Below are 20,434 nucleotides of genomic sequence, written 5' to 3'. Positions count from 1 at the left end.
ATACCGTCGATGATGAGCACAACTCGTCGCCATGAAGGGGGAGTTGATCTCACGTCGACGGGTGGCTCCCAGGGGGAAGGGGCCGGGATGAGCGAACGGGCGCTGATCGGCGGACGGTACCGGCTGGTGCGGCGCACAGGGCACGGGCCTGCGGGCGGGGAGCAGTGGCTCGCGCAGGACGAGGATCTGGGGGCCGAGGTTCTGCTCACGGAGGTGGTGCCGGCGCCCGGGGCGGTCGCAGGTGAAGCGGCCCGACTGCGCCGGGCGCGGGAACGAGCCGACCAGGTCGGTCAGTTGCGCTGGCACACGCATGTGGTCGCCCTGTACGACGTCGTGGAACATGAGGGCAGCCCTTGGGTGGTGTCCGCGTACCACCCGGGCGCGGTCGACCTGGAGACCCGCCTGCGGCAGGAGGGGCCGGTGCCGGCCGGTGAACTGGCCGGGATCGCGCTGGCGCTCGCCGCCGCCCTCGGCGCGGGGCACTCCCTGGGGGTGCTGCACGGGCAGATTTCGCCGTCCGCCGTCCTGCTCGTACCGGAGGAGGCGGACGGGCGGACGCCCGGGCGCGTGATGCTGACGGGTTATCTGTTCGGGGACGCGGCGCCCGTGGGAGCGGCGGCCGGGTTCCTCGCCCCCGAACAGACGCAGGAATCCGGCCTGGCCGCGACTCCGGCCGCGGACGTCTACTCGCTGGGCGCGACGCTTTATGCGGCTGCCGAAGGCCACCCGCCGCCCGCCCGCCCCGGTACGCCCGCCCAAGCGGCGGAGTTGGCGGGGCTCGTGCGCGAGATGCTGGCCGAGGAGCCGGCGCAGCGGCCGTCAGCCGACACCGTACGGGCGGCGGTGGAGCGGTTGACCGGCGCGCGCGGAGACGGCTCCGGAGCCCCGGAGCGCGAGGAGCGAACCGACGGGCGGGAAGAGGCCGACGGCGACGGGCCCGGTACCGGATCCGCCGGAGAGAAGAGCCGGAGGCCCGCACCGCGAGCCGGATTCTGGCGGCTCGCGGCCGTTACGGCGGTGGTGGTGCTGATAGCGGCCACCGGGACCCTGCTGGCGCTGAACGCGGTCAACCACGGCCATGGGGAAGGCAAGGGCAAGGCACCGCCGTCCGCGGCAAGGAGTACGACGCCGTCCGCGGCATGGAGCGTGACGCCGTTCCCGTACGGACAACTGGTCGGTCTCACCGCGCCGCTCACCACCGGCGACTGCGTCCGGGCCGTGTGGGCGGACCGTCCGCTGCATTCCGTACCCAACCTCGGAGTCGTCGGCTGCGGCAAGGGGAACAACGCCCAGGTCGTCGCCACGATGGAGTTCCCCGATGTCGAAGCGGCGCGGGCCGGGGCCGCCCGGCAGTGCGCGCGGCAGGCCGACGAGGTGGCCGGGCGGCTGCCCGATGCCGGGTCCTACGCCGTGGTGCCGACGGCGCAGGGCTTCGAGGCCGCGGGCCGGCGGGCGGCCTGCCTGGTCGTCTCCCGCCACACCCCGTTGAACGGGGAGGTCGGCCGCTTCCGCGATCAGGGCACCGACCTGTACCTGCAGCAGATGTCGGTCGGTGACTGCTGGACCTACAAGGCCGAGAAGGACACCTTCCAGTCGCGGCTGGCGTCCTCGTGCGACGCGTCGCACACCGACCAAGTGGTGGGATTCGTCGAGGCGCCGCAAGGCATGAGCGCCACCCAGGCCCTCAAGAGCGCGGACGACCTGTGCGCCAACCGCTTCGGAGCGGCCTGGGCGCCCGACGACAGCGTCGCCGTGCTCGGTTACGCCCCCGCCGAAACCGACTGGGACGACGGTTTCCGGCAGGTGGTCTGCACCGTGGGCCGGGCCGACAGGAAGGCCGTGACCAAGGCGTACGAGCCGACGGGATCATGAGGGACGGGCGGAAGGGGGACCACATGAGCGGCCTTTCGACGGCCCCCTCGGCGCAGGAGGCCACCCGGCTGCTCTGTGTCGGTGCCCATGTGGACCGGCGGTACCGGCAGCAGATCATCGAGGAGCTGGTCGAACACGAGGAGCGGCCGGTCGCCGCTTCCCTCGGCTGTGACGTGCTGCCCGTCCTCGCGCACGCCCTGCGTGCCCGGCGCTGGGAAGCGGCCACCGGGCTGGCGGTGCTCCTGGTGTGGGCGGCCTTCGCGGTGGTGGACGGCCGGGCGGCGGCGCTCTTCGCGGTGGCCTGGTGCCTGCTGTGGCTGGCCGCTCTGGCGTGGCGCCTGGTGGCCCCGGCGCTCGTTCCGGGCCGGGCGGGGGTGGCCACGAGAGCGTCGCTGGTGGCCGTCGCACCGTACGCCTTGGTCTTCCTGGGCGTGCTCATCAGCCAGTTCCCTCTTTCGGTGCGCTGGGTCACGGCCGGCGGCGTACCGCTCAGCCATGCCGTGGCCTTCCCCCTGCTGCTGGCGGTGCCGGTGTGGGCACACCGCGTACGGAGGGCGCTGCTGATGCGGCGGGAGCTGGGCCGGGAGTCGTTCGACGCCCGCACCGCGCTCCGGCTCCCGGACACCCGGCGCTGCCGGCGTATCGGCGCGGCCATCGGCCGCGAACAGTTCTCCCCGCTGTGCGCCTACCGGCCGGACCATCCGCTGATCGGCTTCGGGACCACCTACGACGCATGGTCCTTCATTCTGGAGCTCCGGCCGAAGGACCCGGAGGCGGAGGACGGTGCCGACCGGCCGCCACCGCCCGGCGAACTGAGCAACCGCGACATCCTCGACCTCATCCGGCCGCAAATCGCCTCGCTGCGGCTGGCCGTCCCGGCCGCCACCGCCCGCGACCGGCTCCGGCAACTGAAGGTCGACGAGTGCGTCTGTCTGCCCGTGTACGGCCCGCGTCAGGACATGCCCTACGAGACCGAACGGCTGCGCGAGTGCCTGCGGGAGGCGGTCGACGACCACGGCGAGGGGCGCCGGCACTTCCTGCGGGTGCGGATCACGGCCTGGGGCGGACAACTGGTGGTGAGCGTGCTGGTCCGGGTGCACACCCAGGGCGCCATGCTGGTGCTCGAAGTGGCGCCGCACGTACTGGCCCCGGTCCGGGCCGACTACGCGTCGGCCGCCGACTCGGCCTCCGACCACGACCTGCTGCTGCTGCGCAACACGGCGCTGGCGCTGTTCTCCAGCCCGGCGGCCTCCACCACCGCCGTCTTCGGGCTGCTGCGTACGGCCGTCACCGTGTCCCGTACGTGGCTGCGCCGGCCGACCCGGTCGAGACCGGACGGCCCCCGGGTGTCGGTACGGGAACTGGGCAGTGCGCAGCAGGTGACCCTCTTCCAGGAGATGGACGCCAGCCGGTACGTGAAGACCGTGCAGGACCGCATCACGAACGGCGTGCTCCAGGCGCTGCGGTCGAAGGGCTACGACACCCGCGAGTTCGAGCGGCAGTCCGTCACCATCGGCCAGGGAGCGATCTACATCGGCACGATGAGCGGTGGTGTCGCCTCCACCGGAGCACGTACGGACATCCACTACACCCCGGGAGACCGCCATGGCTCCACCCGCAGCGGACGGACCGCGCCACCCTGACGTCACCGGTGACCCTTCGGACCGCGGCCGGGCCCCCACGGCCCCGCCGGGCTCGATCAGCGTGGGCGGTTCCGTCTCGGGCGGGGTGCTCAGTACCGGTCCGGAGGCCCGCATCACGTACGGCGCGGCGGAACCGGACGATCCGGCCCGGCTCCTGGCCGCGCTGGGCGCGCTGCGTACGGCGCTTCTCGCCGCGCCGGATCCGGACCCCGGCGTCGGCACCGGTCCCGGCTCCGCGGAACGAGAAGCGGACGCCACCGGCCTCGACGCCGAACTCGCCGCCGCTCAAGAAGAGATCGAACGCCACGGGACTCTCACGCCCCCGCGCCGGCGAGCACTGCGGGAACGGCTGGACATCATCGCCGCCGCGGCTGCCGGTGGCGCGTCACTGGCCGCCCTGGCCCAGTCGGTCGCCAGCCTCCTGACCTGACCATTGGAGGAGCAGGGCGGCTCCATCGACGGTCGGCAGCGGGAACACCGGGTCGGCACCGGCACAGGCCAACACTGCCACGACACGTCAGAGCTGATCCGGCCTGCGGTGTTCCGGCGGGCCCGTTCACCTCTCCGGATCGCCGGGCCCGCGCCCCTCACGACCGAAGCACCGCCTGCTGTTGGACCTGCGATCGCCGGTACGTCGTGCGCCGGACGGCGTGGGCCGGCCGTGGGTGCCCGTACGCGGCAGTGGCTCAGGGAACTGAATCCGGCCGAGTACGTACGGAAGGATCCCGCGTTCCAGCAGAGCCTGCTGCCAGTTCTCCCGGGCCTGCGCCACACTGAGATGGCCGGGGCCCGGTGTGCTCCTGCCAGGGGCGGAACAGTCGTCTTCTGCCGCTCGCAGTCCGACCACGACGAGACCCACCGTCACGGCGGTGGCCAGTAGGCCCATGGACAGGAACTCGTCGGTGAGGTTCGGCCGGGTGCGCAAATCGTAGAGGTAGTAGCCGAGGAGAAAGAAGACGGTGGTGGCCACGACCGTCAGGCACGGCACCATACCGGTTGAGGCGCGCCGGACCCCGGCACCGATGCGCCGGGGCGAATGCCGCCGGCGTTGTAGCCCGTTTTCGGTGGCCCAGGCGCGCGCTCGAAGGTAGTCGCGATACTCGGTCGCCGCCGTGGAGGTGATGGCGGTGCGGGATCGCAATACCTCGGTACGCATCTGCTCGACAGGAAAGACACCACCGGCGTCGTCTGCTGCTTCCCTGACTTCCTCAGAATTCAGAGCTTGGTCCAGGACTTGTTCGAAAGCTGGCCAGTCGGCTGCCTTGATGCGTTGGGAGACGTGCACAGGTGCTCCTCGGCGAGGGGAGTGCAAGGACTGGCCACCTGCGCCCACGGCGCGGACGGCCATGGCGCCAGCTCTTCCGGGCAAGTGGACGAAGAAGAGCGGGAACGCGGCACACCGTCAAGTACCGGCTGCACGGGGCAGCAGGCCGTACGTAGGAGTGATGCCCCGATGGCACAGTTCCCAAAGGGCTGCTCACGATGAACGGAGGAGGAACATCCCCCTCAACTCCGTCCCGTGACGGACCTGAGGCTCCGTCAGGGTGCGGATGCGACGGCGCGGGGGCGAACCGGAAGAGGGCGGGCTGCACAGCGTAGTCGAGCGGGGACACGGTGCCTGGTCCTGGAGAAGCCACCTTGGAGGTCTTTCGTGCACATGGGGACTCGGGCGGTGGGACAGGAAGGCCAGCCGTTTCTTGAGAGGTCGGGTCGCGGTTGACGGTGTGGCAGGTGGCGGGACGAGTGACACCGTACGCCGGACGCGGCGTCCGACACGCGGACCGGGCGCCGGAAAGCGTCGCCTCCGGAGCCGCAGCCGCGGCCTAGGATCGCCGCATGCCGAAGCCGCTGGACGTGATCAAGCGCATCGTGATCGGCCGGGCACTGCCCACGGAAGACATGCGGGAGACGCTGTTGCCCAAGCGGCTGGCGCTGCCCGTCTTCGCCTCCGACCCCTTGTCGTCGGTCGCCTACGCCACCCAGGAAATCCTGCTGGTGCTCGCCCTGGGCGGATTGGCCTACCTGTACCTGGCCCCGTGGGTGGCGGTCGCGGTGGTCGTCCTGATGGCGGTGGTGGTGCTGTCGTACCGGCAGGTGGTGCGCGCCTACCCGTCCGGTGGCGGCTCGTACACCGTGGTGTCCACGAACCTCGGCCCGTCCGCGGGCCTGGTGGTCGCGGCCGCGCTGCTGGTGGACTACGTCATGACGGTGGCGGTCTCCGTCGCTTCGGGCGTGGACAACATCATCTCGGCGCTTCCGGTACTGCACGAGTACCGGACGCCGATGGCGGTGCTGTTCGTGGCCCTGCTGGCCACGCTCAATCTGCGCGGGGTGCGCGAGTCGGGGCGGGTGTTCGCCGCTCCGACGTACCTCTTCGTCGCCGGGATCCTCCTGATGTGTGCCACCGGACTGTTGCGCTGGCTGCTGGGTGACGCGCCGGTGGCGGAGTCGGCCCGCTACGGCATCCACACCGCACCCGGCCAGGACGCTCTGGCCCCGCTCGCCCTGCTGCTCCTGGGGCTACGTGCCTTCTCCAGCGGCTGCACCGCGCTGACCGGCGTCGAGGCCATCGCCAACGGCGTCCCGGCCTTCCGCCGGCCGAAGTCCCGCAACGCCGCCACCACGCTGGCCGTGATGGGCGGCGTCGCGGTGGCGATGTTCTCCGGCATCACCGCCCTGGCTCTGATCGCCAAGGTCCATATCACCGCGAACGCCTGCGACTTGACCCCCGCCGCGCACGACTGCGCCCACACCCCCCAGCGCACCGTCATCGCCCAGCTCGCGGCGGCGGTCTTCGGCGGCCACGGCTTCGGGTTCTTCTTCATCCAGGCCGTCACCGCCCTGGTCCTGGTGCTCGCCGCCAACACCGCGTTCAACGGTTTCCCGCTGCTCTCGTCGGTCCTGGCACAACACCGTTACCTGCCACGTCAGTTGCACACCCGCGGCGACCGTCTCGCCTTCTCCAACGGCATCATCTTCCTGGCCCTGATCGCCGGTGGTCTGCTGTGGGCCTACCACGCCTCGGTGACGAGCCTCATCCACCTGTACATCCTCGGCGTCTTCACGTCCTTCACCCTTTCCCAGGCGGGCATGGTGCGGCACTGGAAACACGCCCTGGCCGCCGAGCAGGATCAGGCCGTGCGCAGGCGTCACCACCGGGCGCGGGCGATCAACGCCCTGGGGGCCGTGGTGACGGCATCGGTCCTGGTGATCGTGCTGGCCACCAAGTTCACCGAGGGCGCGTATCTGGCGGTGATCGCGGCGGCGGTGCTGTGGCTGACGATGCGGGCGATCCACTGGCACTACACCAACGTCGCCGACGAGCTGAAGGTCACCGACCCCGCCGCCGACCTGCGCTCACCCACCCGCGTACACGCGGTGGTCCTCGTCTCCCGCCTGCAACGCCCGACCCTGCGCGCTCTCTCCTACGCGCGCGCCACCCGCCCCGACGTCCTGGAAGCCCTCACCGTCGAGGTGGAACGCGAAGAAGCCGACACGCTGCGGTCGCAGTGGGACCGTCTGGGCGTCGGCATTCCCTTGAAGATGCTGCGATCGCCCTACCGGGAGATCACCCGGCCGGCCGTCGCGTACGTACGTTCCCTCGGCCGAGACAACCCTCGTACGGTGGTCAGCGTGTTCATCCCTGAATACGTCGTCGGCCACTGGTGGGAGAACCTGCTGCACAACCAGTCCGCGCTCTGGCTGAAGAGCCGGCTGCTGTTCGTCCCCGGCGTCATGGTCACCAGCGTGCCCTGGCACTTGACCTCAGCGCACCGCAGGCGGCACCGGCCCCCGGGCCAGGCCGCCGGCTCGGTCCGCCGGGGCGAGCCTCCGTGGCCGAGTGCCGCCGTCGGCCCGGGGAGGCGTGGCCGCGGCGAGTGAACGGCCGCGGTCCGGCCGACCCATGGTGAGGGGTGGCGGACAACGCTCTGAGTTGCAGGTGTGCGGCCGGTGCGTCAGGTGTGTTGGAGGGCTTGCTGGGCTCTGGTCCAGTTGTTGTGCAGGCGGTCCAGGTAGATCTGGGCCTGGGGGCCGGGTGCCGTACCCCTGGCGAAGGCCCGCATGTTGCCCGCCCCGGTGTTGTAGCCCAGGGCCAGCAGTTCGTCCCGGGACAGCGATCCGCTGCGCTGGGTGGGCAGTTGCCTGCCCAGGTCGTGCAGGTACCAGGCTGCTGCCTTGATGGCGAGGTCACGGTCGTCGGGAAGCTCGTGCCAGTCGCGGTCGGCGAAGTCGCGCCCGCGCTTGGTCTGGTCGAAGGCGGCCTTGTGCATGTTGGCGATGCCGAAGGCAGCGTCCGGTTTGGTGCGCTGCCAGGCCCGTTCCCACTCCGGGTCGTGCGGCTTGTACGCCTCGTTGTACAAGATCGCCATCAGCAGGCGGGCACTCACGCCGGCCTGGCGGGCGTGTGCGACCACCTGCGGTGCGAAGTGGGAAGGGTCGTACGCCTGGGCCTGCGGCGAGGCGGTGGTGGCAGTCTTCGGCGTACCCGGTGCACGGCCGGAACCGACCGGAGTACAGGCCGTGCCTGCTGCGGCAAGAGCGAGGGTAGCGATCGCCAGCCGTACCGGAGAGCAGCGTCGCGTGGTCACCGTGCACCGGCCTCCCTCACCAAGCGCGTACGCTCGTCGTCGCTTCCTCTGTGTCCGGGCGGGTCCATTATCAATGACAGCGGCCGCCCGCCGCCCGCCGCCCGGCTGCCGGGGCTCCCCGCGCCCCCGCCGGTCGCTCAGCGCCGTCTGCGCCCTCCGGGCTCCTGGCCCGGCGGCTTCTGGCCGGTGCCCGGGAAAGTCGGCTTCGGGAGGTGTTCGACCTCCCATTCGGCCTCCTCCAGTTGCTCCTCGGTGTCGTCGGGCAGCCACGGCGGGCGGTGCGCGGGGCTGCCGAAGCCGAAGGCGGAGGTCAGGTCGCCGAAGGTGCCCCGGCGCCAGTCGCTGATGTTGGGCTCGCGGACCCCCGTCCAGCGTTCCAGGAAGCGCAGGACGGAGGTGTGGTCGAAGGCTTCACCGGCTGCCCAGCCGCCCACCGTCCACGGCGAGACGATCAGGCACGGGACACGGAAGCCGCCCCGATGGGCAGGCCGCCCACGAACTCGTCCGGCGTTCCGGCGGGCGGGGACGGCGGGATCACATGGTCGAACAGGCCGTCGTTCTCGTCGTAGTCGAGGATGAAGGCGGTCTTGCGCCACACCTCGCGGTTGTCGGCGATGGCCTCGATCTTCTTCGCGACGTAGTCGGCGCCCGCGGCCGGGAGGTAGGCGGGGTGCTCGGACTGGTAGCTGGTGGGGATGATCCACGACACCGCGGGCAGCCGGTCGTTGCGTGCGTCGTCCTCGAAGGTGCCCGCGGGCAGCCGGCGCATCCCCCGCTCGTACAGCGGATCGCCCGGCTTCGCGTCACGGAACCGCTGGAATTCCTCCAGCATGTTGCAGCCGTAGTTGTCCTGTTCCTGGTAGACCCGCCAACTGATGCCGGCCTTCTGGAGCCGCTCGGCGTAGGTGGTCCAGCGGTAGGGGCGGGGCGCGGTGTTGCTGATGACCGGGCCGCCGCGGGTGCCGCCGGGGTCGATGGTGCCGGTCATCCAGTACAGGCGGTTGGGCCAGGTGGGGCCGAGGACCGAGCAGAAGTAGTTGTCGCAGACGGTGAAGGCGTCGGCGAGGGCGTACTGGAACGGGATGTCCTCCCGGGTGTGGTAGCCCATCACATAAGGGCCGTTGACGCCGTCGGCCTTGCGGTGCGCGGGCAGCCAGCGGTCCATCTTCCCGCCGTTGAGCGCCTCGTGCTGGACGGCCCAGGCGTGACTGGTGGAGGGGATGGCCTGGGCGCTGCTCTCGTGGGTGTTCAGGCGGAAGGGCAGCAGGTAGCCGTCGGGATGTTGGGCATCCGGCTGGTAGAAGACCGGGCGGCCGCCGGGGAGCTGCGGCGCGTGCGGGTCGGCGAAGCCGCGTACGCCGCGCAGGGTGCCGAAGTAGTGGTCGAACGAGCGGTTCTCCTGCATCAGCAGGACGACGTGCTCGATGTCGCGCAGCGAGCCGCCGCGCACCGGGCCGGCCGCCACGGCCGCCTGGACGCTGGGGGGCAGTAACGACAGCGTGGCGGCGCCGCCGACCGCACCGGCGGCGCTGAGGAGTCTGCGACGGGTCATCTCAGGCATGGAAGCGCTCCCTCCTGGGGCACACGGGCCCAACGCGGGCCGCACCGACTGTCGTGGCGACAGCGCGTCCTGGGCAGGAGGGGACACATGAAAGAAGCGGCAATTGGCCGTGAACAGGAGAGGGCTGTCCGTAACCGCCGTCTTGACGTCCGCATCCTGTGGGCCGACTGCACGACATCGCCGTACCGCACGGGACGCGTCCACTCCGAGCAGACGCGGCCGCCGTCCCGGCCTGTCCGAACGGCAGCGGGGTCGTCCGGGCGATCGCCTCGCCCCGGCGTCCCGTCTCGGCAGACAGCAGACAGCAGACAGCAGACAGCAGACAGCAGACAGCAGACAGCAGGCCGCAGACAGCAGGCCGCAACCGTCGCCGGGATGCATGAGGCGCTCGCCAGGAGAACGGAGGTGCAGTTGCCGTACGCGTCGGGAGGGAAGGGGCGCGGGACGTGATCGGGGTGGTGCGAGGCTACCTGCGTGCGCCAGGGCGTGTGCGCCTGGGAGTGGCGGAGTGTGGTGGGCATGGGGAGGCCCGCGTTGCGTAATGGGCCGTCAAACCGTCAACCACACAAGGACGGGTGGTTCCACAGTGGTCCCCGTCCGGCGATCGACCGGCACTTGGGCTCTACCCGCCCCGTGCGTCGGGGCGTCCTCCAGGAGGATCACGTGATTCGTTTTGCACCGCGTCTGGCCGCTGCCGCGGCGGTATCGGCCGCCCTGGCCGCCGCCCTGGCGGGGCCGGCCTCGGCCACCGGCCATCAACTGCCGGTTCCGCACCGTTCTCCGGTCGTGCTGGGCGCGGTCCAGGCCGACAGCCCCGGACGCGACGACGGCTCCAACCGGAGCCTGAACGCCGAGTGGGTCACGGTGAAGAACACCGGCCGGCACGCGGTCAACCTCACCGGCTGGACGCTGACCAGCCGGCACACCCACACCACCTACCGCTTCCACCTGCGCCTGGGCGGCCACCAGCAGGTCCGCGTCCACACCGGCCGCGGCCACGACACGATGCACGACGTCTACCAGAACCGCCGCACCTACGCCTGGGACAACCACCGCGACACCGCCACCCTGCGCAACGACCACCGCGTGATCGTCGACACCGAGCACTGGAACCACCGCTGACAGGTCCCATCGCCCGCGCCGGTGTGCCGCAGCCGAGGGGGCTGCGGCACGTCCGGTGGGCGCATGAGAGCCCACCGCCGCAAGCCCCGGCCTGGCGAGCGCGCCCCCTTGCCGATCGCCGTCACGCGCTGGAGTAGTTGCGGCGTGTGATCCCTAACTCTGGTGTGTGACGACAGTGGTGGCAGTGACGGCAGCCGTGCAGCGGTGGTTGCTGGGGCTGATGCTGGCCTGCTATGTGCTGGCCGGTGTACTGCCGGGGCCTGGCGAGACGCTGCGCGGCCTGGCGCTGCGGATGCCGGTGGGCGCGTCCGCGCTGTCCCTGCCGATGCTGTTACTGGCGATGATGCTGTTCAACGCCGGGCTGGGGGTGCGCATCACCGATCTGCGCGGTGTGGTGTGCCGGCCGGCGCGGCTGGTGCTCGGCATCGCCGCCAACGCCCTGCTCCCCTTGCTCGTGCTCCCGGCCGTTGCCCTGGGCCTGCGAACCTGGCCCGATCCGGGAGAGGCGGAGGGGCTGGTGGTCGGGCTCATGCTGGTGCTGGCGATGCCGATCGCGGGCGGCGCCGCCTCGTGGGGACAGACCGCGGGGGGCAATGTCCCGCTGGTCGTCGCGATGGTGATCGGCTCCACGGTACTCAGCCCGCTCACCGTCCCGCTCGGCATTCATCTGGCCGCTCACCTGGTCGGCCCCCACGGCGCCGGAACCCTGGACGACACCACCACGGTCGACGGCATCGCCCGGACCGGGGCCGGGGTGTTCGCGCTGGTGTCGGTGGTGCTGCCGTGCCTCGCCGGGATCGCCGTACGCAGCGCGCTCGGCGAGGAGCGGGTCCACCGGGCCCTGCCCGCGGCCAAGGCCGTGAACCTGATGAACATCCTGCTGCTGTGTTACGTCAACGCCGCGGGCGCACTGGGGCAGGCGCTCGCCCGTCCGGACCCCGACCTGCTGATGCTGGCGCTCGGCCTGTCCGGCGCGGCGTGCTGCCTGACCTTCTGCTGCGGGCGGTGGATGTCTTCCTGGGCGCGGTGCGACCGGCCGGACAAAATCTCCCTGACCTTCGCCACGGGGATGAACAACAGCAGTGCGGCTGCCGTGTTGGCCGCCGGCTGGTTCTCCCACCGCCCCGGGGTGCTGCTGCCGATCCTCTCGTACAGCCTGCTGCAGAAGATCGTGGCAGGAGCGACGGGACGACCGTCCCGACCCCGACGGCAGTCGTGACAGCCGGGCCCACGGCGCCGACGGTGCGGCGGTGCGCCACACGCCCGGAACCGCAAGAGGAACAGTAGGTTCGCCAGGCTGTTGGGGCGCAGCGGCCCGATGGAGGATGGCGGAGACCCGACTGAAGCATCTGGCCGAGCAGGGGAGGCAGTCATGGCGGCGTAGTGGCGTCCGCGCCGTCCGACGGGGGCGGCTTGCGCTGCGGGCCGGGAGGCCCTGGCTGCGGCCGTCTTCCTCGCCACGTGCCGACCGGCGATCAGAGAGGAGCCGGCCACAGGAGCCGGGCGACGCCGCGCACGCGGGCGGCTGAGGGACCGGTCTCGCCCTGGGCGACTTCGATGTCCTGGTGGACGTGGAGCGCGCCGGTTCCTGCGGCCCCGCAGGACAGCAGAGCGCAGACGGCCAGCGAGGCGGCGATCCAGGAGGCGGCGCGCGGGGCGCGTACGGCGGGGCGCAGCAGGGCGGTCACGCGCCGGGGCACGGGGCCGGTGGTGGCCGCCGGTGTGACCGTGGACCGGGAGGCGTGTGCCGTGTGCGCGACCAGCGCGGCGCGGGCGATGGCGCGCGCGGTCAGATCACGGTCGCCGACGCTGATGGCGGCGGCTTCGTCGGCGGCCCGTTCGGCGGCCAGCCGGATGTCCTCGCGCACCGGGCGCAGGGCGGGGTGGCAGTGTGCGGCGAGTTCGGCCGCGGCCAGGAAGTAGTGGTGGCCGCCGGCGTTGTGGGCACGCTCGTGCGCGAAGAGGGCCTCGCGCTCGCGTGCGTCGAGGCTGCGCAGCATGGCAGTGGTGACGACGATGCGGTGCGGGCGGCCGGGCAGGGCGTAGGCGTCGGGGTGCGGCGATTCGACGACGCACAGGTCGCCCGCGGCGGGCTTGCGGCCGGCCTGTGAGCGGGCGGTCCGCAGGCGGGCGGCCTGCCGTACGACCGAGCGGCCGAGGGTGAGGGTCGCGAGGGTGAGCAGGGCGGCGGCCAGGGCGGCCAGGGGCAGGAGCAGCCGTTCGGGGGCGGTGCGCAGCGGGTGCACCAGTTCACCGAGGGCGGCGAAGGCCGGGATGTCGAGCAGGCCGGTCAGCGCGAGGGTGCCGAGCGTCGCCACCGTACCGGCCGCGAGGAGCAGCGCCGAGACGGTCAGGTTCCACAGGGCAGCCACCGGAGGGCAGCGGTCGAGGATCCGGTGGGCCAGCAGGGGTGCCGCACAGGGCAGAAGGAGTGGGACCAGCAGCAGTGCGATCATCACGGGCCCTCCTCCAGCAGCCGGCGCAGCACCTGCTCGTCGTCCGGGCTCAGTTGGGCGACGAAGCGGGCCAGGACCGTCTGGCGGTCGCTGTCGCGATCGAGTTCGCCGTGCATGCGCAGGGCGGTCAGGCCGTGCGGGTCGTGGACGGGGCGGTAGGCGTAGCCGCGCCCCTGCCGCTCCCGGTGGAGGGTGCCCTTCTCGTGCAGGCGCGACAGGATCGTGGTCACGGTCGTACGGGCCAGGCCGGAGTCGAGAGCGGCCTGTACCTGGGCCGGGGTGAGCGGTGTGTCCGCCGCCCACAGCGCGGCCAGCACCGCGGCCTCCAGCTCGCCCCCCGGCCGGCGCTCGTCCTTTTCGGCGTTCACGGGAACGCTCCTCACCTCACCATCGTCTACAGTGCTGTAGACCGTCTACAGGATTGTAGTCGGTCGGGTGTGCGGCCGGGTGCCGTGCGTCCGGCCGTCGCCGGAAGGACTCGTGCCGATGCCCGTACCCGTTCCATCGTCGCAGCTCGCGCCGGACCAGCGCGGCGTGCAGTCGCCGCCGACCGCCTGCGTTCCGCCGACCGCCTGCGTTCCGCCGGCCCGGTGGGTTCGCTGATGCCGTACGCCTCCGCTCCGCACCGAAGCCGCGGGCCCGCCCTGGCGAGGGGAGCCCGAAGGTGATCTTGGCGTTCGACGGGGCGCCGGTCGACGGCTCCGCCTACGAAGCCGTGACGCGCCTGGCACAGCACTCGCCCTGCTGGCTGGACACCGCTGTCACGGTGTGGTCCACGTACGGACTGGTGCTCTTCGCCCTGGCCGCGGTCCTGGGCTGGTGGCGGGCCCGCCGCACGGGAGCCGCGGCTGCGGTGACGGCGCTGGCCGTACCGCTGGCCGTAGTCCTGGCGTACGGCCTGGATGTCGTCCTGAAGCTGGCGGTCCGCGAGGACCGGCCGTGCCAGAGCCTGCGGGTCAGCACCCTGGAGGCGTGCCCGGGGCCCGGCGACTGGTCGTTCCCCAGCAACCACGCGGCGATCGCGGCGGCAGCGGCCGTGGCGCTGCTGTTCGTCTCACGGTGGCTGGGGGCCCTTGCCTGCGGAGCGGCTGTTGCCATGGCGGCCTCCCGCGTCTGGGTGGGTGTGCACTATCCGCACGACGTCCTGACCGGGCTGGTTGTGGGCGGGCTCACCGCACTCGCGCTCATGCTTGCGGTGGGACGTCTTTCCCCGGCGCTCGCCCGGCGGATGACGGCGGCCGGACCGCTGCGCCTGCTGCTTTTGGGTTCGCCGTACAGGCCGGGTTCAGTGCCCTGACCAAGGAGCGGGGTGTTCGTCACTGCTGTCGGGAGCGTGGTCCGGCCCCGAGGCGGCGAGGGCAGCGCCGAGCTCCGACGCGTAGCGGTTCAGCAGTGCGCCATGCCTGTGAACGACACCGTGATCGACGGTGAGTTGGTGCTGGTGTCGTTGATTTGCCCACTGCCGCTGTACAGCCGGAAGTAGGCGTGCACGGTGACGTGACTGCCGTAGTCGGCTGGATCCCAATTCGACACGCACCATGTGCCGTTGGCTGGGTGGTGGCCCCGTGTGCAGGGGGAGCCGTCTTTGAAGACCGGGCCGTACCGGTGGTTCGCGTTGTCCCAGACCTCGACCTTGATCCGGCAGTTGGCAGGGACTGCACCGTTGACGTAGTAGTCCGGGTAGGCGTTGGTGCCGGTGTTGCGGTCGTTGACGCAGATGCCGATGGGGTAGCCGCCGGCGGAGTAGTTCGTGCAGCCGCCCTGGCTCGCGTGTGCTTCGGGAGCGGCTGTCAGCAGAGCGGCGGTGGCCAGCAGCGCCGACGCGCCGAAAAGGGAAGCTGCCCTGCCCCGGTACATCGCGGTCATGTGTACTCATCCCCTCGGGACGGAGACGTGCGACGGGAAGAAAGGCGGAAGACGGCGCGCGGCACTGCTCACCGCGCGGCGTGTCACCACACTCGACATTTGCGCCGTAAAAGCGGCTATGTCAACGGAGCAGAGTCGCCATCGACTGTGACGCGACCACCGCGCACTCACACGAGGCGGCGGTGCGGCGGTACGGCGGTTGGCCGGGCACAGGGCGGGTGGCAGCGCCACAGGGCTGGAGGCCGCGCCGGGTCGTTGTCAGCGTGCAGAAAGCGAGCTCAGGGCTGTGTTGCGCGGACCGCCCACGGGGGCGGCACCCAGATGTACGCGACCCAGTGCCCATGGCCTGGAAGTAGATGCTTGGGCCAGCTCCGGGCGAGTGCCGGGGGAGGGGAGTGGCCATCGGTGAGGACAGCGGTTGGTTGGCGAGATGCCTGTCGGCGCAACTGCAGTGGGGTGAGGGAGCGGTTGTTGCCTTGGATGTCGCCGGAGGCGCAGCCCGCGTCGTAGCCGACGGGTTGCGCATGCGGACCGGAAACCAGACAAGGCGGATGGATGCCGAGCTGCCGGAGCCTGTCAGCGGCCTGTCGGTAGGTGCGCGAGAGAGCGGAGCTCTGTGCGGTGGTCTGGGTGAGGACGCCGGCCTGGCATCCCAGATGGGCCAGGAGCAGCACACCGACGGCGGTGGCTGTGGCGAAACGGCGCCGACGGGAGCAGGTGGGGCGGTCGGGGCCTGGGCGGGCGTTGCGCAACGCACTCGTGGCCAGGGCTGCGAGAGGCGGGGCCAGAAGTGCGTAGGTGGGAAGAAAGAAGCGCGGCGCGGAGTAGTTGAGGAGGAAGAGGTAGGGAACGGCGACGGACGCGGCGCATCCCAACGGCAGGGCGGTGACCGCGAACGGGCGGCGCCGGCGCACGGTGAACACCAGTGCCGTCACCGCGAGGAGTGGCAGAGCCAGCCACCACAAGGTGAGCGTGGGGGCATGCAGTGGGACATGGCAGGGACGGCAGAGCAACGGTCCGTTGAGGCTGTGCAGCGCGGCTGCGGCACCGGCCCCGAATCCGTGGCCGGCAGCCATCCCGCCCTCGGTGGCGTCAGCGATGTGCAGGCGTTCACCGATTCCGCCGAAGCGGACGTACGCCTCCGCGACCCACTGCGCGCTGCCGAGGGCGAGCCCGCCGAGGAGGGCGGGGACGGCAGGGCGGTACGCCTGTACGCACACGGCGGTCAGCAGCAGTGGCAGGCTGAGCCAACCGCTGTCGGGAAGTCGCAGGAGCGTGGCGAGGCAAAGAGCACCGGCGAGCCACCAGCGGGCACGTGGGTCCGTGGGAATCCGCAGGAACCAGCCGACTGCCGCAGCGGCACACAGGGCCACCCACAAGTTGGGCATCACCTGGGAACCGTTGAGCATACTGGCCCACAGCCCGGCGAACAGCAGCGCGGCGAGCGCAGCCGTACGGTGCCCGAGCAGCGATTCCCATACACGGAACGCTCCGTACAGGGCGACGGCTGACGCGAGCGCCAAAACCGTGCGCAGCAGAGGCACTGACGAGGAGACGGCAAGAACGGGGGCGACCAGGAAGCTGATGCCGCGTGATCGGGGGGCACTGAAGTAGGCGGCCGGGGTGCGCGGGTCGCTCTGGGAGACGTACACCGTCTCGTCCCAGCCGAGACCGGTGTGGGTGTGCGGAACGACGAAGGCGAGCTGGACCAGGGCGTAGGCGACAGCCACCAGGGCCAGCCAGGGGACGGGGCGGGGCCGGCCCGAGCGGGGCAGCGGCTCCCGGAACGGACTCGGTGGTCGGGAGAGCGGTGTGGCCATACGATTCCTTCCGATTCGTATGGATTCTCGCCTTCATCATGAGGCATGGCGGGTGGCAGGCAGGGCGAAGGGCCGACACCGCCGTTGAAGCAAGCATGGTGCAGATACGTACGTAAAGCTGCCGCAACGGCAGCTCCTGCCGTACTGGCCAGGGCCGGAAGGACAGGCTCCGGGTGAAGCCGTCGTGAGGAGGCAGCAACGAGCTGGCCGATCGCGCAGGCGGCCCGGGTGCCGGGCGTGACGGCCTTCATGGGCATCCGCCCTGCCCAGTACGTGGGGGCTGCGCAACTTCGCGGAGCTCGCCGAGGCCATCGAACGGCACACAGGGCTTGAATCGCTGCCAGTTCCGGCTCCAGTCGCCCAGAAGTCGTACGACCGCCGCGCCCGCTGCTCCGAGGCCGCACGAAGGACACTCGGAGGTGCGAGATGTCGCACGCCGGTTTGCCGGCATCAATCTGCTCGCGTCCAGCAGCACCACCGCTGTGATACGCATCAGCGGTGAGCTCGATCACGAGAGTGAACGACGGTGGTTCCGAGCTGCGTTCGGGGTCTGCATTCAGACTGACCACCGGTACGCGGCTCTGGACTGCGCCGCTCTGTCCTTCTGCGACTCCCACCGCCTGAACTGCCTCCTGGGCCTGCAGTGGCTGCCAGCCCGACTCGACGGCGCCCCCACTGGCCGGACCAGGTTTACGCCTTATCCGCGTCCTGGATCAGACCGGCAGTAGAAACGTCCTGGCGGACTTCCCCACCGTAAACGCAGCCCTGGCGTACGCCGGGTACCGAACCGAGTGATCAAGTTCGAGGCGCCACGCGACCCCGGTCATTGAAGACCAACCTAGTCATGTGAGGGCTCGACCACATCGACCACACCGAAGCCTTCGCGACGCATCCGTTCCCCTCCCCAGGCGCCGAGCGGCCCGAGTGCTTGATTGAGCGTGCGTCCGTGCTCGGTCAGGGAGTACTCGACCCGTGGCGGCACTTCGGCGTAGACCTCCCGATGCACGAGTCCGTCTTCTTCCATCTCACGCAGGTGCTGGGTCAGCATCTTCTCGCTCACACCCGGCAGGCCACGGCGGAGCTCCGCGAAGCGGCGTACGCGATGGGCATCGAGCTCCCAGAGAATCAGCCCCTTCCACTTACCGCTCACCACGTCGAGCGCAGCGTCGATGCCGCAGATGTACGGCCCGCGTCTTGGTGCTTTGGCCCTCACTGATCCCCTTACGAAAAGGTAAGTACCGCAGTAAATAGTGGGTACTTCCGAGTCTAGTGGTGATCTTCGAGCATGGAGGGGTGAAGGAACAACAGAACCACACCACCAGGCAAGGCAGCGCTGTCACCGTGATCGGGCTCGGCCCGATGGGCCAGGCGATGACCCGCACCCTCCTCACCGCCGGCCACCCGGTCACCGTCTGGAACCGTACAGCCGGCCGTGCCGACAGCGTCGTCGCCGAGGGAGCGACACTCGCGGCCACACCGGGCGAGGCGGTCGAAGCGAGTGGCCTCGTGATCCTCAGCCTCACCGACTACGAGGCGATGTACGACATCCTCGACAGCGTCACCGCATCACTGGCCGGCCGGACGCTGGTCAATCTGAGCTCGGACACGCCCGACCGCACACGCAAGGCAGCGACCTGGGCGGCGGGCCACGACGCCGCCTTCCTCGCCGGAGGTGTCATGGTTCCGGCGCCGATGGTCGGCACGGAGGCGGCCTATATCTACTACAGCGGCCCTGATGAGGTGATGGGGAGTCACCGGGCTGCACTGGCACCGCTTGGCACGCCGAAGTATCTGGGGGAGGACCCGGGCCTCGCCCAGATGATGTACCAAGCTCAGCTCACCGTGTTCCTGACCACCCTGTCCGCACTGATGCACGCCACCGCGATGTTGGGCACCGCGGGAATGAAGGCCAGGGAAGCACTGCCCGAGTTGCTCTCCTCCGCCGACTCGATCGGCGCCATCCTGAGGGCCGGCGAAGAGACACCCGGTGCCGCACTCGACGCCGGAGAGCACCCCGGCGACCTCAGCACGGTCACCATGATGGGCGCGACGTCCGACCACATCGTCGAGACCAGCAGGTCACTCGGCCTCGACCTTGCGCTCCCCCTGGCTGTGCAGGCCCATTACCGGCGCGCGATCGGGAACGGACACGGCAGCGACAACTGGACCCGCATCATCGACAGCATCCGAGAGCCGCGCTGACCGAAAGCAAGACCAACGAACACACGGCCGCCGCGGCATCGGTTCCGGCTGCGGCGGGCCGGGCGTCCTCGTCGCCTGTTTGGCGCAGGTCGGCGTCGGCGGGCGGAACGTGGCCACCGGCGTCCCGTGCGAGAAACGGACTGATGGAGCACGGGTGGTCCTGCCTTTCTGGAGGGGGTGCCCTGTGGCTGGTGGCGGGCTGGGGGAGCGCCCGGAGGTGGGGGACAGCGCTGCTCCGGGGTGACCGCGCGGAGCTCACGCGACGCCGCGCGGCCGGCGGCGAGCAGGAAGGCCCGCTCGCCCTCGGACAGGTCGAAGACGGTAGTGATGTCGTCGATGGCCTGGGGGGCCTGGCGCAGCAGGATCTGGGTGGCGGCGTTGGTGACCACAGCCCGGCCCGGGTCGGTGGCCAGGAGGTCGGCGGTGTCCTGGATGGCCACGGTCGGGCCGGCCCAGTGTTTGCGGGCGGCTTTGGTCATGCGGAAGAGGAAGTGCGGCAGCCGAGGAGGACGCGCGGCGCGAGCGGGAATGGGCGGTGAACGTCGACTCCACCTCCTGCCGGGCGCATCAGCACGCTGCCGGGGCCCGCCACCGGCCACCACGCGACTTCCCGCAAAACAAGGCGGTGCACGTGTGGAAGCGGATGGACGGGAGGCGTTGGGGCGCTCACGGGGCGGGCTGACCACCAAGGTCCACCTGCTGTCCGACGACCGCTCCCGCCCGCTGGTCTGGCAGACCTTACCGAGCCAGCGGGGCGACAGCCCGATGCTCACCTCCGTGCCGGAGGACCTGCGGATCCGGTGGCTCGGACCGGGCCGGTCGCGTCGCCGGCCGGACCGCGTGCGCGGTGACAAGGCGTACTCCAGCCGCGACAACCGCGCTCAACTGCGAAGGCAGGGCATCAAGGCGACCATCGCCCAGCCCGATGACCAGCGGGCCAACCGCAAACGCCGGGGCCGGGCAGGAGGCCGTCTCCCTGCCTTCGACAAGGACCAGTACCACCGCCGCGGCGCGGTCGAGCGGTGCGTCAGCAAATGGAAGCAGTTCCGTGCGGTGGCCGGCCGCTACGACAAGCGGGACTACATCTTCACCGGACCCTGACTTCGGAACCAAGACTCAGTGTCCGGCCGCCTGCCCACGTAACCTGGGCGGTGGCCCTGCCCGGCAGAAGGGGGCTTCGTCGAGGTGCGGGCGGATGGCTTTGTATCTCAGTGCGGGGGTCCTTCCGAGGCGGCTGCGCGAGTCACCTCCTGACTGGCTTTGCGATGTCAGTCTGTTGTGACCACACGCCAGTGGCGTGCGG

General features: G+C 70.9%; 16 protein-coding genes and 1 pseudogene. 9 read left to right on the top strand and 8 right to left on the bottom strand.

Going from position 1 to position 20,434, the window contains the following annotated elements; all coding sequences use genetic code 11:
• Positions 1 to 87 precede the first annotated feature (87 nt).
• Genes EJG53_RS02555 through EJG53_RS02545 form a run of 3 tightly spaced genes read left to right on the top strand, consistent with a single transcriptional unit; the run spans position 88 to position 3,945 of the window.
• Positions 88 to 1,872 carry a protein kinase domain-containing protein gene (locus tag EJG53_RS02555; protein ID WP_125043386.1) on the top strand — a complete coding sequence of 595 codons (1,785 nt, stop codon included), beginning with the start codon at positions 88 to 90 and terminating at the stop codon, positions 1,870 to 1,872.
• A 23-nt stretch (positions 1,873 to 1,895) separates the two neighbouring features.
• Positions 1,896 to 3,515, top strand: a complete 1,620-nt coding sequence (locus tag EJG53_RS02550; RefSeq protein ID WP_125043385.1) for a hypothetical protein — start codon at positions 1,896 to 1,898, stop codon at positions 3,513 to 3,515.
• Entirely contained in the window at positions 3,478 to 3,945 is a 468-nt protein-coding gene (locus EJG53_RS02545) for a hypothetical protein (protein WP_125043384.1), read from the top strand. Before EJG53_RS02550 ends, EJG53_RS02545 begins: the two co-directional genes overlap by 38 nt.
• Positions 3,946 to 4,071: 126 nt before the next feature.
• On the opposite strand, the gene EJG53_RS02540 is transcribed toward EJG53_RS02545, so the two are convergent.
• Entirely contained in the window at positions 4,072 to 4,800 is a 729-nt protein-coding gene (locus EJG53_RS02540) for a hypothetical protein (RefSeq protein ID WP_125043383.1), read from the bottom strand.
• A gap of 551 nt (positions 4,801 to 5,351) precedes the next feature.
• On the opposite strand from EJG53_RS02540, the gene EJG53_RS02535 reads away from it, so the two are divergent.
• Positions 5,352 to 7,397: an APC family permease gene (locus EJG53_RS02535; protein ID WP_125043382.1), complete on the top strand. Its 2,046-nt coding sequence runs from the start codon at positions 5,352 to 5,354 to the stop codon at positions 7,395 to 7,397.
• 74 nt (positions 7,398 to 7,471) lie between these two features.
• Here the strand turns inward: EJG53_RS02535 and EJG53_RS02530 are convergent, their stop codons facing one another.
• Positions 7,472 to 8,104: a lytic transglycosylase domain-containing protein gene (locus EJG53_RS02530; RefSeq protein ID WP_244954937.1), complete on the bottom strand. Its 633-nt coding sequence runs from the start codon at positions 8,102 to 8,104 to the stop codon at positions 7,472 to 7,474.
• Positions 8,105 to 8,241: 137 nt separating this feature from the next.
• Positions 8,242 to 9,509 (bottom strand): annotated as a pseudogene (locus tag EJG53_RS02525) (alkaline phosphatase family protein).
• A gap of 819 nt (positions 9,510 to 10,328) precedes the next feature.
• On the opposite strand from EJG53_RS02525, the gene EJG53_RS02520 reads away from it, so the two are divergent.
• The gene (locus EJG53_RS02520; RefSeq protein WP_125043381.1) at positions 10,329 to 10,787 is read left to right on the top strand and encodes a lamin tail domain-containing protein; all 459 of its coding nucleotides are present in this window, start codon (positions 10,329 to 10,331) and stop codon (positions 10,785 to 10,787) included.
• Positions 10,788 to 10,971: 184 nt separating this feature from the next.
• Positions 10,972 to 12,006 carry a bile acid:sodium symporter family protein gene (locus EJG53_RS02515; protein ID WP_125043380.1) on the top strand — a complete coding sequence of 345 codons (1,035 nt, stop codon included), beginning with the start codon at positions 10,972 to 10,974 and terminating at the stop codon, positions 12,004 to 12,006.
• Between the two features lie 256 nt (positions 12,007 to 12,262).
• Here EJG53_RS02515 and EJG53_RS02510 read toward each other — a convergent pair whose 3' ends face one another.
• Both EJG53_RS02510 and EJG53_RS02505 read right to left on the bottom strand, forming a co-directional pair.
• Positions 12,263 to 13,243 (bottom strand): M48 family metalloprotease, encoded by a 981-nt coding sequence (locus EJG53_RS02510; protein WP_125043379.1) that lies wholly within the window; start codon positions 13,241 to 13,243, stop codon positions 12,263 to 12,265.
• Positions 13,243 to 13,611, bottom strand: a complete 369-nt coding sequence (locus EJG53_RS02505; protein ID WP_167515024.1) for a BlaI/MecI/CopY family transcriptional regulator — start codon at positions 13,609 to 13,611, stop codon at positions 13,243 to 13,245. Before EJG53_RS02505 ends, EJG53_RS02510 begins: the two co-directional genes overlap by 1 nt.
• A gap of 296 nt (positions 13,612 to 13,907) precedes the next feature.
• Here EJG53_RS02505 and EJG53_RS02500 point away from each other — a divergent pair, with 296 nt between their 5' ends.
• The gene (locus EJG53_RS02500) at positions 13,908 to 14,540 is read left to right on the top strand and encodes a phosphatase PAP2 family protein (RefSeq protein WP_125043377.1); all 633 of its coding nucleotides are present in this window, start codon (positions 13,908 to 13,910) and stop codon (positions 14,538 to 14,540) included.
• A gap of 89 nt (positions 14,541 to 14,629) precedes the next feature.
• Here EJG53_RS02500 and EJG53_RS02495 read toward each other — a convergent pair whose 3' ends face one another.
• The 3 genes from EJG53_RS02495 to EJG53_RS02485 form a co-directional block, all read right to left on the bottom strand.
• Positions 14,630 to 15,109, bottom strand: a complete 480-nt coding sequence (locus tag EJG53_RS02495; RefSeq protein WP_125043376.1) for a hypothetical protein — start codon at positions 15,107 to 15,109, stop codon at positions 14,630 to 14,632.
• 278 nt (positions 15,110 to 15,387) lie between these two features.
• Complete coding sequence (locus tag EJG53_RS02490) at positions 15,388 to 16,929, bottom strand: hypothetical protein (protein ID WP_244954936.1); 1,542 nt, start codon at positions 16,927 to 16,929, stop codon at positions 15,388 to 15,390.
• A gap of 838 nt (positions 16,930 to 17,767) precedes the next feature.
• Positions 17,768 to 18,142 carry a winged helix-turn-helix transcriptional regulator gene (locus tag EJG53_RS02485; RefSeq protein WP_125043375.1) on the bottom strand — a complete coding sequence of 125 codons (375 nt, stop codon included), beginning with the start codon at positions 18,140 to 18,142 and terminating at the stop codon, positions 17,768 to 17,770.
• Positions 18,143 to 18,222: 80 nt separating this feature from the next.
• Here EJG53_RS02485 and EJG53_RS02480 point away from each other — a divergent pair, with 80 nt between their 5' ends.
• Positions 18,223 to 19,131: an NAD(P)-dependent oxidoreductase gene (locus EJG53_RS02480; protein ID WP_125049109.1), complete on the top strand. Its 909-nt coding sequence runs from the start codon at positions 18,223 to 18,225 to the stop codon at positions 19,129 to 19,131.
• A gap of 633 nt (positions 19,132 to 19,764) precedes the next feature.
• A complete protein-coding gene (locus tag EJG53_RS02470) occupies positions 19,765 to 20,232 on the top strand; it encodes a transposase (protein ID WP_167515023.1) in 468 nt (155 codons plus the stop codon).
• Positions 20,233 to 20,434: the final 202 nt, after the last annotated feature.

The sequence above is a fragment of the Streptomyces chrestomyceticus JCM 4735 genome, from assembly GCF_003865135.1.
In the GTDB taxonomy this organism is placed as follows: domain Bacteria; phylum Actinomycetota; class Actinomycetes; order Streptomycetales; family Streptomycetaceae; genus Streptomyces; species Streptomyces chrestomyceticus.
This window is presented reverse-complemented; position numbering and strand designations above follow the sequence as displayed.

Coding starts and splice junctions, on each gene's coding strand:
- EJG53_RS02555 (WP_125043386.1), top strand. CDS start 88: ATGAGCGAACGGGCGCTGATCGGCGGACGGTACCGGCTGGTGCGGCGC.
- EJG53_RS02550 (WP_125043385.1), top strand. CDS start 1,896: ATGAGCGGCCTTTCGACGGCCCCCTCGGCGCAGGAGGCCACCCGGCTG.
- EJG53_RS02545 (WP_125043384.1), top strand. CDS start 3,478: ATGGCTCCACCCGCAGCGGACGGACCGCGCCACCCTGACGTCACCGGT.
- EJG53_RS02535 (WP_125043382.1), top strand. CDS start 5,352: ATGCCGAAGCCGCTGGACGTGATCAAGCGCATCGTGATCGGCCGGGCA.
- EJG53_RS02510 (WP_125043379.1), bottom strand. CDS start 13,243: ATGATCGCACTGCTGCTGGTCCCACTCCTTCTGCCCTGTGCGGCACCC.
- EJG53_RS02495 (WP_125043376.1), bottom strand. CDS start 15,109: ATGACCGCGATGTACCGGGGCAGGGCAGCTTCCCTTTTCGGCGCGTCG.
- EJG53_RS02490 (WP_244954936.1), bottom strand. CDS start 16,929: ATGGCCACACCGCTCTCCCGACCACCGAGTCCGTTCCGGGAGCCGCTG.